Here is a 14,636-nt window from a genome sequence, read left to right as displayed (position 1 = left end):
TTGCGATTAAATTTATATTGATTATTTGACATAAAAGTAATTAAGTCCGAATGTATGTTGTTCATAAACTTTTCGGACTTATATATTACAGAATCTATTATTTGTTTGTTAAATCCAAAGCTGATTGAGGGTATCTTTCTCCAGTATCCGGATATTTTGATATTATATTTTCTACTTCAATAATTTCATTAGTAGTAAGTTCTATTTCTACTGATTTTGCATTTATTTCTAAATATTTTCTCTTTTTTGTACCTGGAATGGGTATAATATTGTCTCCTTTTGAAAGCAACCATGCTATAGCTATTTGAGCTACATGCACATTTCTTTTTTTAGCAAAGTCGTTGAGTTCTCTCATTAAATTTTTATTATTTTCCAAATTCTTTCCCTGAAATCTAGGTAGTAATAAGCGTGCATCTCCTTCCTCAATTTTTCCTGAGAAATCTTCAGTAAACATGCCTCTGCCTAATGGTGAATATGGTATCAATGACATTCCTAACTGGTTTACAACATCTAAAATTTCACCCTCTATATTCCTGCTTAGTAATGAATATTCACTTTGTAAAGCTGAAATAGTATGAATTTTGTTTGCTTTTAAAATAGTTTGGGCTGAAGCTTCTGATAATCCGATATAGCGAATCTTCCCTTGTTTAACAAAATCAGCCATAGCTCCTATCGTTTCTTCTATCGGAACCTGCGGGTCTACCCGATGTAAATAGTATAAATCTATATACTCTGTTTGCAACCTTTTTAAACTTTCATGAAGAGCTTCATTTAACCATTGGGGTGAGCCATCAATCTTACTTGCTAACAAATTACTTTTCTCATATTTTAATCCAAATTTACTAGCTAAAACAATCTTATCTCTGTTTTCTTTTAAAACATTACCTAATAGAAGTTCATTTGCCCCATTGCCGTAGAAATCGGCAGTGTCCCAAAAATTAATTCCTAAATCAATTGCCTTGTGTAGTGTAGCTAAACTTTCCCTATCATCTTGACCTGTATAAGCATGTGACATTCCCATACAACCTAATCCGATTGATGATATTTTAATTCCTGTACTTCCTAAGCTTCTGTATTTCATAATTCTTATTTTTAGTACATCAAATGTAGCAACAACAAGATAAATTTAATTTAACAAATCAAAGCATTAGTTACACAAATCAAAGAGTAGGAAATCTTATTTCTTTAGGAGTACTTTTTGTGTGCTTTTTTACAAAATTTGTGAAATGAGAAGGGTATTCAAAACCTAAAGAATAGGCAATTTCTGATATTGTCCAATCTGTATTTTTTAACAAAGCCATAGATTCTCTTATAAGACTATCGGTTATTAAATGTCTGGATGTTTTACCCGTATTTTTTTTTAATGAATAATTTAAATGATTAACATGAACAGATAATTTTGAAGCAAAATCTTTGGGTGCTCGTAACTCTAACGTCATTTCAGGAGAATCAAGAGGAAACTGATATTCCAATAATTCTAAAAATTGATAGGTTAATCGCTTAGAAGCATCAATACGAAATAAATCAATGTTTGCCTGAGGTCTTAATTTTTGTAATTCATGAATTATTAGATGTAAATAATTTCGTATTATTTCTGTTTTATATAAATACTCTGAAGACATTTCCATAACTATCTTTTTAAAAATAGTATTCATATATTCCAGTTCATTTTCATTCATGAAAAATACAGGATTTGAAATTGAATTGAGTAAAGGTAGAAATTTGTCATCGTCTATATTTTTACATACAAATTCTTGTGAAAACATACAAATCCACCCTTCTTGTACTTCGGATATAGGTGTCCATGAATATGGAATTCTAGGATTAGCCAAAAAAATTGCTGAATCTATGATTTTAAATTCTTTTTCTGCATACCGCAAAATACCTGAACCTTTAACCAATACTAATTTAAAAAAATCACGTCTTAAGTAGGTACCCTTACATCTCCATCTTGGAAAAATATTAAATTGACCGTCAAATGAATTATTAGAAGTTTTCAACTGTTTCATATCAGCAAAATCTACTTCAACGGGAATATCCTGAAAACTATTTATATACTTCATATTGTGAACATACAGTTTTATTATGAAATAAGGTTAACTATTAAATAATAATTTCTCAAAACAATATTTATTTTTATTTTATAACCTTAAATATAATTTACTATGTTAATATAACTAAAAAAGCTACTAAAATTTCAGATTTTATAAGCCACTTTCAAACTTCAGTGCTGTGTATTTTAATAAAACTCAAAATTACAACGTATGAATTAATAGATTTTATATAATCTTAACCAGATATTTTTCTATCTTGCGTATTGTTGAGTTTATAATTTAAATTTATTTCATCCTTAATCAACTATTCTTAGTCAAAATATATTAGTTTGTATATTTATATCAATAAAAATTTTACTTCTTATGAAAGGGAATATTACTTTTCTGTTTTCTATTCTCAGCTTTATTTTTTTAAGCTGTTCTTCTAAGTCTGAAAATATACAAAAACTTACTATTGACTCTAAAAAACAAGAAAAGAAATTAAAAAATATATCTGTATTTGATAGTAATACTAAGACTATTCATGTTTTAGTTGCTTTATGTGATAACAAATATCAGGGTATAGTTCCTGTTCCTCCAAAAATAGGAAATGGACAAAATCCGGATCTAAATCTATATTGGGGTGCCGGATATGGAATTCGTACTTTCTTTAAAAAAAGTAAAGAGTGGGTCTTACTAAAATCGAAAAAGATTGATTCTATAAAGATGGAACGATTAATTTTTCAACATACCAAGAATAAAGAGTATTATCTGGTGGCTGATGCTTATAATGGTAAATATATTAAAGATTGTACCAAGGATTTTTTATATAGTAGTGCTGGAAATTTGAATGATACTCTCACAATTAACAATTCAACTATTGGAATTTATGGAAATTCATCTCTTATATCTTACATTGGACATGATGGACTTATGGATTTTCAACTATCTGATTCTTTTAAAAATAACGATGAAAAAACAAGAGATATTATTGTACTCGCTTGCTTCAGTAAAAAATATTTTTCTCCTTATTTGAAAAATTCAAAAATTAATCCAATACTGTGGACTTCACATCTGATGGCTCCGGAGGCTTATACTTTACATGACGCTTTAACTGGGTATATTAATCAGGAATCTAACGAAAAAATAAGGATGAGAGCAGTTCTTGCATATTCTAAATATCAGAAATGTAGTGAAAAAGCAGCCAGGAATTTACTTGTAAGCGGTTGGTAAAATCATTTTAAAGAAAAATATAAAATCTTTCATTAACCTACTAATTATTATTTTAACAGCATTTAGTATTAGTGTTAAAACTTATATGTCCGTTTATAAAACGTAAGTGTTTTTTATCCTTTAAAGTAACAGTTTTTTTAATCCTAATGATTTATTAATTACTGTAGATATCTTATCATATTTTCTAATTTAGCTGTAAGAATATATTCTTTCATCCTACTAATCAAGTCAGGCTATAATAGTAAATCTTTCCGTATATTATGTCCTGATGGACTTTTCTGTATTTTTATAACTTCTACTGTATACAATCCGATACTCCGTAAAAATCATCCACCGTAATTAACTATGATCTTAATCAATGAACTTCTTCATTTTATGTGATTCCTTTTTTAAATATTTTCAGATGGTTCTTAGATGAACCAAATTAAGGCTAAATAAAAAGACTCATATATCTTTCAATTTACCCAGTTTTATCCGAAGATAAGTTATATATACATATTCCTTCCTTAACACTAGAAAATTGGCCTTAAACTAGCAACACTAAACATGAAAATCATGTTACTATTATTTTTATTTCTTAGGTATATATAATGTTTAATTGATAAAAGATTATATCTATTTTGTGTAAACAAAGAAATAGATCATTTTTTACATTTTTTAGCAGTTTTTAAGTTTAAAAAAGAAATATGCTAAGTTAAAAGGTTCTCTGTAAAATTAATTATCGCAGATAGAGACATTACGGGAATATAGTTTTATGTAATTGTAGATGCCGTAGTATTAGTATTAGTTTTCCTTGATTTTAGCAATAGCAATATGCTGATTATCACTCCCAAAGTGACAATTACTAAAGCCTAAATATAATAAACAGAAATACTCTTACGAGCATTGAATTTCATGTGATTAGAAAAGTTATTGAAAAACAGAGTTATAAATTAATCTATTACTTTATATTGAGGTAAATAATTTCAACTGTATATATATCTTCGTATATACAGATAAAATTTTAGTATAAAATGAAATTAAAGGCAGTATTCTAAAATGATAAAAGCTGCTAGAAATTAGCAGCTTTTAAAATATGTCTTGTTTGTATATTTTTATATTCTGATGAATCCTGATATCTTAACATCAGAATCAACTGATTTTACATAATCTTCAACAGATACTTTTTCACCCATGATGTAATCTTGTTTTACTAAAGTATTATCTTTAAAGAATTTGTTTAATTTTCCTTTTGCTATATTTTCTAGCATAGCTTCTGGTTTTCCTTCCTGACGTAATTGATCTTTAGCTATTTCTAACTCTTTTTCAATAATTGATGAATCCACTTGTGTTTCATCTAAAGCTATCGGATTCATAGCTGCAACCTGCATAGAAATATTTTTAGCTACTTCAGCAGCATTATCAAAAGCTTTTGATAAACCTACTGCAGAAGCAATTTTATTTCCAGCATGTATGTAAGCTCCTACAAATGGGGCTTCAAGAGTTTTAAAATCAGCAATTTCAATTTTTTCACCTATAACTCCGGTCTGTTCAATTAATTTTTCGCTGATTGGAAGACCGTTGTAATCTGCTGCCAATAATTCTTCTTTAGATGAGAAGTTAAGTGCTAGATTTGCAAAGTCTGTTGCTAGTTTTACAAAATCTTCATTTTTGGCAACAAAATCTGTTTCACAGCTCAATTTAATGATAGCAGCTTTTGTATTATCTGAATTTACAGCAGCAATTACAGCACCTTCAAGACTTTCTCTATCAGCGCGGTTAGCGGCTACTTTCTGACCTTTTTTTCTTAATAAATCAATTGCTTTATCGAAATCTCCTTCGGCTTCTACTAAAGCTTTTTTTGAGTCCATCATTCCAGCTCCTGTAACGTTTCTTAGTTTTGCTACATCTGCTGCTTTTGGTGAATATGACATTTTATTTTGATTATTTTAATTAAACTTTATAAATTTTATTCTTCAGTCTCGTTGTTATCATCAACAACTACATCAGCTTCCTCTTCAACTAAGATATCATCATCATCGTTAGCATCATCTTTAGCTTTAGATTTTTCAGCTTTTTCAGCTTTTCTAACGCTTAACCCTTGTTTGATAGAGTTAGAGACAGTTTCTAGAATTAAATCGATTGATTTTGATGCATCATCATTACCTGGTATAGGGAAATCAACTAATAAAGGATCAGAGTTTGTATCTACGATAGCAAAAACAGGTATTCCAAGTTTTTTAGCCTCTGTAACAGCAATGTGTTCTCTTAAAATATCTACAACAAATAATGCAGATGGTAAACGTGTCATATCAGCAATAGAACCTAAATTTTTCTCTAATTTAGCTCTTTGACGATCAACTTGCAGTTTTTCTTTTTTAGAAAGAGTTTCGAAAGTTCCATCTTTTTTCATTCTGTCGATAGAGTTCATTTTCTTAACTGCTTTTCTGATAGTTACAAAGTTAGTTAACATACCACCTGGCCATCTTTCAGTGATGTAAGGCATGTTTACAGATTCCGCATGTTTTGCAACAATATCTTTTGCTTGTTTTTTTGTAGCTACAAAAAGAACTTTTCTTCCTGAAGTAGCAATTTTTTCTAAAGCATTAGATGCTTCTTCTAATTTTACCGATGTTTTGTGTAAATCGATAATATGGATTCCGTTTTTCTCCATAAAGATATACGGAGCCATGTGCGGATTCCATTTTCTGGTAAGATGCCCAAAATGCACACCTGCATTTAAAAGGTCTTTTACATTAACTTTTGCCATGTCTTTTTTTAGTTTACGTTCCGCTGTTCATGCAATCAACATCAAAGTATTTTGAGTTTGGATGCTAAACTAGACGGCAAGTTTATAATTTTAAATTGTTTTAAAAAACTAAATATAAAATAACCACTAACAAGGGTAGTGGTTATCTTTATTATTTCAGAAATATTAACGTTTAGAGAACTGGAATCTCTTACGTGCTTTTTTCTGACCAAATTTCTTTCTTTCTACCATTCTTGGGTCTCTGGTAAGAAGCCCTTCTGGTTTCAATACTGCTTTGTTCTCTTCACTGATAGATACCAAAGCTCTGGATACAGCTAGTCTGATTGCTTCAGCCTGTCCTGTAACTCCTCCTCCGAAAACATTAACTTTAATGTCATACTGACCTAAAGTTTCAGTTAGTAAAAACGGCTGAGTAATTTTATATTGTAATACTTCTGTAGGGAAATACACTTTATAATCTTTTCCATTGATAGTAAATTCTCCTTTTCCTTCAGAAAGGTAAACTCTTGCTACAGATGTTTTTCTTCTTCCTATTTTGTGTGTAACTGCCATTATTATTTCTTAAATGAAAGCGTTAATATCTAAAGTTTTTGGCTGCTGAGCATCTTGTCCATGCTCTGTCCCTTCATATAAATACAAGTTTTTAAGGACTTTTCTTCCTAGTTTATTTTTAGGAAGCATCCCTCTTACTGCATATTCCAATAATCTCTTAGGATCTTTAGCTTTTACATCAGAAACGCTTGCAAATTTTTGCCCCCCAGGATAACCCGTGTGTCTTATATACTCTTTTTGCTCTGTTTTGTTTCCAGACAAAGCAATTTTTTCTGCATTAATAACAACTACATTATCTCCACAATCTGCATGAGGCGTGAAATTTGTTTTATGTTTTCCGCGTAAAATTTTAGCTAGCTTAGAAGCTAAACGACCTAATTGCTGTCCTTCTGCATCTACAAGTAACCACTCTTTGTTTGCAGTTTCTTTGTTAGCTGATACGGTTTTGTAACTTAGTGTATTCACTTTTATTTTTTTACCTTTATTAAAATATAATTACCCTAAACAGGGTTGCAAATTTATAAAAGTTTTTTGATTTAACAAATATATTATAATATTTTTCTACACATTTATTTAACACAGTTAATTTTAGTAGTTTTGTTATTCATAAAAAAATATATGAAACATGTATTAAATATATTTCAATAAATGCATAGAAATAATTTTGATTTTCTTAGGATTCTTTTTGCAGTACTTGTAATAATTTCTCATTCCTATGATTTATCTACACCGGAAAATCAAACTACTTCTATTTTACACCCAGTTATAAACACCATATCTCTTTCATATTGGGGAGTCAGGGGTTTTTTTGTGATAAGCGGATATCTAGTTTTACAAAGTTTAATCAGAAGTAATTCAGTCATTTCTTTCTTATGGAAACGAATTGTACGTATTTTCCCGGGTTTGATTTTAATACTAATCTGTACTTTATTATTACTCCCATTTTTTTACACATCACCGATTCCTTATTGGAAAAATTCTGAGGTACTAAGTTATTTTCCCTCTAATTTAAGCCTTTTTAAACTTCAATACAGCATAGAAGGGATTTTTGAAAACAATCCTTATCCTAAAATAATAAACGGTTCACTTTGGACTCTACGTTATGAATTTTTTTTCTATCTATTGCTAAGTCCACTTTTTTTCTTGAAAATGAATATAAAATTAGTCCGGATAATATTGATTTTCAGTTATATTTTAAGCTATATTTTATATTTTTATTTTTCCAGTTCCAATAGCTCATATTTAAATATCAAACTTCATTTTACTGATTTATCGTTATTTTTTTTAGCAGGTTGCATATTTGCTACATTTAATGTATCCGTTACAATAAATTCTAAACTTTACATTTTATTGATAACCCTTATTATTTTAATCAGTTTTATTTCAAAAGAAATAGTTGATTACCTAAAGTATGTATATTATCCTGTTTTAATTATTTTATTTGCCAATATGTATATGAAGCCTTTAGAATATATCCCATTAAAATTCGGAGATTTATCTTATGGTATTTATTTATCTGCATTCCTTATTCAACAATCAATTCTTAGTACATTTTCAATAAGTCCTATAAATCTAATGTTTGCAACTATTTTCATTTCATCTATCTACGGTTTTCTATCCTGGAATTTCATTGAAAAAAGAGCTTTAAGTTTTAAATATTTATTTTAAAAAAAATAATATCTTTACATTGAACTATTTTACATCCCATTTCAATTTTTATGAAAAATTTCTTTTTATTTTTTTTTATTTCTGCATTTTGTTTTTCTCAAAATAGCAGATGGACTGATTATTTTTCATATTTCAATATTAAAAAAATAGAAAAGTCAAATGATTTACTCCTATGCTCTACTGATAACGGATTATTTAGCTATAATGAGAATTCTGGGGAGTTAAAAAAAATATCCAAAGTCAGTGGACTTCATGAGGTTAAAGTAAATGCATTTACTTATAATACCAATAACAATTCTGTTATAATTGGTTATAGTAATGGTAAATTAGATATCGTCAAAGATGGAGAAGTTCATTTGGTAGTAGATATTCCTTTTGAACAAAATTATCAGGGGAGTAAACAAATCAATCATATTGATACAGATGGAGATTATGCTCTGCTTTCACTAGATTTTGGTATTTCAGTTTTTGATCTTAAAAGAATGGAATTCAGAGAAACTTGCTATTTTAAAAACGGTTTAACTTATTATAAGGTTAATAAAGCCGCAATTTTAGACAATAAGATATATGCTGCAACGGATTATGGTATTTATTCTCATGAAAATAACGGATTGATACCTAATTTTGCATCCTGGAATGTTTATTCGTCAGGTACAGCTTATGCTCATATAGCTAAATTTAATTCCTCTCTGATAATCGGTACAAAAACTAATTTAATTTCCACAAGTTCAAACGGCACTTCGTGGCAATCTATCGGTAGTTATCCAAATCTCAAAGATATTGTCCCTACTACATCCAAATCTGTATTGATTGTTCAAGACAAGATTATTTCAGTATTAAATGAAAATTTTGTAAAAACCAACACAGTAAACTATTCTGAAAGTCTAAACACCGGATATTTATCCAATGGAATTATATATGCCGGCACTCAATTGAAAGGAATTCAAAAAAACAATCAATTTATAGCTCCTGATGGCCCATATAATAATTCATCCTATTCCATTAATCTTTTAGATAATAAAATTTGGATTGCACCGGGTGGAAGAAATAATGATAACTTGTATCGCCCTGTCTCGAATACGTATGGCTACTACTATTTTAACGGAAATATCTGGGAGCACATTGCTTATGATAAAATGAACAAGGAATTATATCCTATGCGAGTCATTCCCAACCCTTCTAATCTTAACGAAACATACGTATTTTCTTATTTAAATGGCCTTATAAAAATGGTTGATGCTAATCTTTCTGTAATATTTAATAGAAATAATTCTCCGATCAAATTTTATGAAAGATTAACAGGAGGAGCTTATGATAACAAGGGGAATCTTATTGCTTTGCAAGCTTATGCACTTAATGGTAGTAAACCCCATAATTCGTTGATTTTTAAAACCCAAAACGATCAGTTTGCTTACATAGATCTTACTTCTGTTGCTTTAAGTAATTCCGATAGCTCCACTATGAACCCATATGTTGATGACAAAGGTTATGTTTGGATTCCTGCACAAAGGGGAAATGGCTTAGTTGTCTATAATTATAATAATACTCCCTTAAATACTGGTGACGACAAGATATATGTTATTGAAAATAAGGAAAATAAAGGGAATTTACCCAGTAATAATGTTATCTGCGTAACTCTGGATAATTCTAATACAGCATGGATTGGAATGGATGTAGGATTACGAATATTTAGAAATCCGTATTCGTCTTTAGAAAGCGGAAGTTATAATGTTGAACGAGTTATCATCGAACAAAATGGCCTTGGAGAAGAAGTATTGAGAGACATAAGGGTTAACTGTATTGCAGTAGATGCTGCCAACAGAAAATGGGTGGGTACTCAAACTTCTGGGGTTTTTTACTTATCAGAAGATGGGAAAACGTTGTTAAATAAATTTAATTCTGATAATTCTCCAATTCCAACTAATATGATTACCGATATCCAAATTGATAAAAGCGGTGAAGTTTTTTTTGTAACTCCTTCAGGAGTGGTTTCTTACCGAGGAGATATTACTGATACCGGTGATAAATTCGGAGATATTTTAGCCTATCCCAATCCTGTGAGACCTGGATATACAGGAAATATAACTATCAAAGGGCTGGCACACGATGCCTTTGTAAAAATTACAGATGTTGCTGGTAATCTGGTCTATGAAACCAAAGCCCCGGGGGGTGTAGCCACCTGGAATGGGAATAATTTTAATAATAAGCCTGTTGCCTCGGGTATATATCTAGTCCTAATGAGCAATGCTGACGGAAGTGAGCATGCCACTACAAAAATAGCGGTTATCCGATAGTTTTAATTTTTTATGATACTAACATCTAAGGCGTTTATTCTTTCTTACCTGAAGTATGGAGATTCTTCCTACATCTTAAAATGTTATACCAAAGAATTTGGTTTTAAAAGTTTCATACTAAAGAATTCATTTTCAAAAAAACAAAAAAAGAATCACCTTTTATTACTTTTAAACGAGATCGATATTTCCTTTTATCAAAAAAAAAATAATTCGTTAGAACTGATTAAAGATATATATCAGGGCTTTATTTTCACCAATATTCATACTGATATATACAAATCATCCATTATTACTTTTGTTAGTGAAGTATTGAATTATACTCTTAAAAACGAGAATATTCCGGATGCACAGTTATATCAGTTTATTTCTCAATCATTAACTACACTGGATCAGAAAGAGAAACAGTATGCTGATTTTCACCTATATTTCCTTAAGGAATTTTCGAAATATATTGGATTTTATCCCTTAAACATAAACCAGGAATTTGCATATTTTAATTTGAGAGAGGGTGTTTTTTCAAATAAAAGGGATACACTAACCAAGGAACAAAATGCTTTTTTATGGAATACACTTCTAGCGTATGAGTTCAATAGTTTATCTGACAACTGTTTTAACGCCTCTCAAAGAAGCCAAATGCTGGAAGAGATACTTACCTACTACGAGACTCATTTAACTAACTTTAAAAGGCCTTTATCTTTAGATGTTTTAAAAGTAGTCTTCAGCTAATAAATTTAAGCAATCACACCACTTCCTATAAGTTCATCTTCTATATACCAGGCAGCAAACTGTCCACGGGTTATAGCTGATTGTGGCTGCGAGAACTCTATATACAACCCTTCATTATATTTATAAAGCGTAGCTTCCTGTAATGCTTGCCTGTATCGTATACGTACTTGTACATTTAAAGTCTGATCATTTTCAAGTTTTAAATCATCACGTATCCAATGTTCTTCTTCTGAATTTATAAAAAGAGCCTTTCTAAATAATCCTGGATGCTCTTTCCCTTCACCTACATATATAATATTTTCTTTGACATCGGTATCAAGGACAAAACAAGGTTCTATATGACCTCCTATTCCTAAACCTTTTCTCTGCCCAATAGTATAATAATGAGCTCCCTGATGGCTCCCGATAACCTTACCCTCTTCTTTTTTATAAATTATGGGGGTAGAGAGATATTTTAATTCTTCTTGCTTCGTGTCAAAATCTGTGCATAGCTTTTTTGTGCCGTACCCCGAAAACTCTTTGGATATTTCTATTAGCTCTCCTTTTTTCGGTTTTAACTGTTGCTGTAAAAAGTCAGGCAAACTTACTTTACCTATGAAGCATAATCCTTGCGAATCTTTTTTATCGGCGGTTACCAGTCCCATTTCTCGAGCTATGTCCCGAACTTCAGGCTTGGTTAAATTCCCTATGGGAAACAACGATTTTGATAATTGATACTGACTTAGCTGACATAGAAAATAAGATTGATCTTTATTGGTATCAACTCCTTTTAATAATCTGTAGACCTTTTCATTATTTTTAGAAAAAGACTCTACTCTTGCATAGTGTCCGGTTGCTACTTTTTCTGCCCCCAAAGATAAAGCTGTCTTTAGAAATATATCAAATTTGATTTCTCTATTACAAAGAACATCCGGATTAGGAGTTCTTCCCAGCTCATATTCGTGAAACATATAATCTACAATTCTTTCTTTATATATTTCTGATAAATCAATTACCTGATAAGGTATTCCCAATTTCTGAGCAATTAAAAGTGCATCATTGCTATCTTCAACCCACGGACATTCGTCTTCTAATGTAAACTCTGCATCATTCCAGTTCCTCATAAAAAGCCCGATAACTTCATGTCCTTCTTTTTGTAATAAATAGGCGGCTACACTTGAATCTACTCCACCTGACAATCCTACTACAACTTTCATTTTGTTTACTTTATTTAAATTAAATTGAAAAAGCATACTCTGAACAGAGTATGCTTTATATATAAATTAATTTCTCTATTCTTTTATTTTGCCGGTTGATTTTCCGGATATCTTGCTAAAGAAAGCTCTTTAGAGATTGCAGATCTTTCAAATTTGATTTTGCCTGCCATAGTTTCAATAATAACTCCGCTGTCCTGAACTTCTGCTACTTTACCATGTATACCTGATGTAGTAACTACTTTTGTCCCTAGTTTTAAATTTTCCTGGAAATTTTTTTCTTGCTTTTGTTTTTTTGTCTGAGGTCTGATAAAAAAGAAATAGAAAATTACAAATAGTAAAGCGAGTGGTAAAAAAGCCATCCAGTCTATTCCTTGTTGTGCTTGTAAAATTATTGTTAACATATTTTTATTATTCTTTGATTTTTATTGTTATTTTATTTTTGCCTGAAATTGGATAACTTTTGTTTTAAAATTTCCTGATACTGCAATTGTCTTTAAAACAGCACCATCAAAGTTTGAGGAATCAAAAGTTACAGTAATAAATCCTTTTTTCCCAGGAAAAACAGGTTCTTTAGTATACTCAGGTGTTGTACATCCACAAGAAGGACGTACTTCAGAAATAACTAAAGGTTTTTTACCTGTATTTGTAAATTTGAATTCGTGAGTTACTTTATCTCCTTTTTTTATTTCTTTGAAATCATAATTATCTGCATCAAAAGTAATCTCAGATTCATCCGTAATTCCAGGTACTTGACCTGCTCCATCACTGGATGTTTCACTTGGATTAACTGTTGATTCCTCCGATTTGGATTTTGCTTTATTACAACTACTCAAAGTTAACAGGCACCCTATAAAAAGAATTATTATTTTTTTTACTATCATTGTAACTACTTAATTATTAAACTTTGTTTGTATCACGGGCATATCTATCCAGAATACCATTGATAAAAACATTACTTTTTGTACTTGAATAAACTTTTGCTAATTCTATACACTCATTGATAACAACTTTTGCGGGAACCTGTGGAAAATGATTCAATTCAGTAAAGCCCATGGATAAAATGATTTTATCAATTTCGGCTATTCTGTCCAGTTCCCAATTATTAGAACGTTCACCTATTAATTTTAAACATTCAGAATAATGTTTAATGGTTGTTCTGAAAAGATTTTTAGCAAATGCTTCCCCTTCGTCAGATTTTAATACTTGTATCAGTGTATTAGATGCTTTTCCTTCTTCCAATGCTTTAATAGTTTTTAATGTCATATTATTTGCAATATGAACATCATCAGCCCAAGAAAGCTTAAGCTCTTCAAACCACTCATACATGGTATCATTATCCGCAATATATTTCAAAAAGAGTTTTAAGATAATTCTTTTGTCCGATTCAAAATCGGGCGTTTTATTATCCATATACTCCAAATAACTTCTAGATAGCTGAAATTTCTTGAAAATCATAGCCGGATAATTGTTATTCAGATGCCAAGATAATTCTAAATGCTTATCTGAATATTCTTTTCTGGCTTTATTGTCTTCTAATAAATCGAAGATTTTATTTTCTACAAATTTAAGATTCGGATTTTTTTCCTCATCCGTAGCAAACCTTTTTTGCTTTTTACGCTCTATAACTTCCAGAGCATATTCTTTTACAGCCAATAATAAATTTAATTCATATACATACAAATCATAAATTTCATCTATTGACTGAAACATTCGACCTTCTACATAGTCTATATCGTTCCCTCCTACATTATATGCATAAAGGGCCTGTAGAATTTTTTCTCTAATTTGCCTTCTTCCTAACACAACAATTATTTTTTAAGAACTTTTTTGTTATTATTTTTTAGTGTTATCACATTATAAATTAATCTACTTTGTTTCAGCAGAATTTGATTGTTGTGAAGTGTTTACAGGCTGATTTTTTTCCTGGTTAGATGATGAATAAATGGTGGGTTTTGCAATCATAACTGAAGCAAAAATTGATAAAATAACAATTACAGCTCCTAATGTCCAGGTTGCTTTATCCATAAAATCATTAGTTTTCTGAACTCCAAACATTTGAGTTCCTCCTCCTCCAAATGTGGAGCTAAGACCACCTCCTTTGGGGTTTTGTGATAATACAACTAATACCAACAAAATGCAGGCAATAGCTATAAATATCATTACTATTCCGTAAACAGTATCCATA

At 30.2% G+C, this 14,636-nt stretch carries 15 protein-coding genes; 4 read left to right on the top strand and 11 right to left on the bottom strand.

The features are described from left to right. Window positions 1–97: 97 nt before the first annotated feature. On the bottom strand, window positions 98–1,081 hold the full coding sequence (locus tag EQ921_RS01710) for an aldo/keto reductase (RefSeq protein ID WP_128330325.1): 984 nt from the start codon (window positions 1,079–1,081) through the stop codon (window positions 98–100). Between the two features lie 79 nt (window positions 1,082–1,160). Beyond that, window positions 1,161–2,063: an AraC family transcriptional regulator gene (locus EQ921_RS01705; RefSeq protein ID WP_128330324.1), complete on the bottom strand. Its 903-nt coding sequence runs from the start codon at window positions 2,061–2,063 to the stop codon at window positions 1,161–1,163. A 354-nt stretch (window positions 2,064–2,417) separates the two neighbouring features. On the opposite strand from EQ921_RS01705, the gene EQ921_RS01700 reads away from it, so the two are divergent. Continuing rightward, window positions 2,418–3,266: a hypothetical protein gene (locus EQ921_RS01700; RefSeq protein WP_255424412.1), complete on the top strand. Its 849-nt coding sequence runs from the start codon at window positions 2,418–2,420 to the stop codon at window positions 3,264–3,266. A 1,094-nt stretch (window positions 3,267–4,360) separates the two neighbouring features. Here EQ921_RS01700 and tsf read toward each other — a convergent pair. The 4 genes from tsf to rplM all read right to left on the bottom strand — a co-directional run bounded on the left by tsf (window position 4,361) and on the right by rplM (window position 7,032). Continuing rightward, window positions 4,361–5,179, bottom strand: a complete 819-nt coding sequence (tsf, locus tag EQ921_RS01695; protein WP_128150583.1) for a translation elongation factor Ts — start codon at window positions 5,177–5,179, stop codon at window positions 4,361–4,363. 35 nt (window positions 5,180–5,214) lie between these two features. Next, window positions 5,215–6,015 (bottom strand): 30S ribosomal protein S2, encoded by an 801-nt coding sequence (rpsB, locus tag EQ921_RS01690; RefSeq protein ID WP_128150581.1) that lies wholly within the window; start codon window positions 6,013–6,015, stop codon window positions 5,215–5,217. 165 nt (window positions 6,016–6,180) lie between these two features. Further along, window positions 6,181–6,567, bottom strand: a complete 387-nt coding sequence (gene rpsI / locus EQ921_RS01685) for a 30S ribosomal protein S9 (RefSeq protein WP_128150579.1) — start codon at window positions 6,565–6,567, stop codon at window positions 6,181–6,183. 9 nt (window positions 6,568–6,576) lie between these two features. After that, window positions 6,577–7,032, bottom strand: a complete 456-nt coding sequence (gene rplM / locus EQ921_RS01680) for a 50S ribosomal protein L13 (RefSeq protein ID WP_128150577.1) — start codon at window positions 7,030–7,032, stop codon at window positions 6,577–6,579. Between the two features lie 183 nt (window positions 7,033–7,215). On the opposite strand from rplM, the gene EQ921_RS01675 reads away from it, so the two are divergent. The 3 genes from EQ921_RS01675 to EQ921_RS01665 are packed head-to-tail and all read left to right on the top strand — an operon-like array spanning window position 7,216 to window position 11,255. Further along, complete coding sequence (locus EQ921_RS01675; RefSeq protein ID WP_128330323.1) at window positions 7,216–8,235, top strand: acyltransferase; 1,020 nt, start codon at window positions 7,216–7,218, stop codon at window positions 8,233–8,235. Between the two features lie 50 nt (window positions 8,236–8,285). Then, entirely contained in the window at window positions 8,286–10,529 is a 2,244-nt protein-coding gene (locus EQ921_RS01670; protein ID WP_128330322.1) for a hypothetical protein, read from the top strand. 12 nt (window positions 10,530–10,541) lie between these two features. Beyond that, window positions 10,542–11,255, top strand: a complete 714-nt coding sequence (locus tag EQ921_RS01665; protein WP_128330321.1) for a DNA repair protein RecO — start codon at window positions 10,542–10,544, stop codon at window positions 11,253–11,255. Between the two features lie 5 nt (window positions 11,256–11,260). Here the strand turns inward: EQ921_RS01665 and mnmA are convergent, their stop codons facing one another. The 5 genes from mnmA to secG form a co-directional block, all read right to left on the bottom strand. After that, window positions 11,261–12,487, bottom strand: a complete 1,227-nt coding sequence (gene mnmA / locus EQ921_RS01660) for a tRNA 2-thiouridine(34) synthase MnmA (RefSeq protein ID WP_128330320.1) — start codon at window positions 12,485–12,487, stop codon at window positions 11,261–11,263. A 47-nt stretch (window positions 12,488–12,534) separates the two neighbouring features. Further along, window positions 12,535–12,852: a preprotein translocase subunit YajC gene (yajC, locus tag EQ921_RS01655; protein ID WP_128330319.1), complete on the bottom strand. Its 318-nt coding sequence runs from the start codon at window positions 12,850–12,852 to the stop codon at window positions 12,535–12,537. Between the two features lie 27 nt (window positions 12,853–12,879). After that, the gene (locus tag EQ921_RS01650; protein ID WP_128330318.1) at window positions 12,880–13,332 is read right to left on the bottom strand and encodes a DUF1573 domain-containing protein; all 453 of its coding nucleotides are present in this window, start codon (window positions 13,330–13,332) and stop codon (window positions 12,880–12,882) included. Window positions 13,333–13,348: 16 nt separating this feature from the next. Beyond that, window positions 13,349–14,254 carry a transcription antitermination factor NusB gene (gene nusB, locus EQ921_RS01645; RefSeq protein ID WP_128150563.1) on the bottom strand — a complete coding sequence of 302 codons (906 nt, stop codon included), beginning with the start codon at window positions 14,252–14,254 and terminating at the stop codon, window positions 13,349–13,351. Between the two features lie 63 nt (window positions 14,255–14,317). Continuing rightward, window positions 14,318–14,635, bottom strand: coding sequence for a preprotein translocase subunit SecG (secG, locus tag EQ921_RS01640; protein ID WP_181951010.1), 318 nt, complete (start codon window positions 14,633–14,635; stop codon window positions 14,318–14,320). Window position 14,636: the final 1 nt, after the last annotated feature.

Source organism: Apibacter sp. HY039, assembly GCF_004023655.1.
Taxonomy (GTDB): Bacteria; Bacteroidota; Bacteroidia; order Flavobacteriales; family Weeksellaceae; genus Apibacter; species Apibacter raozihei.
Note: the sequence above shows the minus strand (reverse complement) of the source record. Positions and strands in the feature narration are given on the sequence as shown.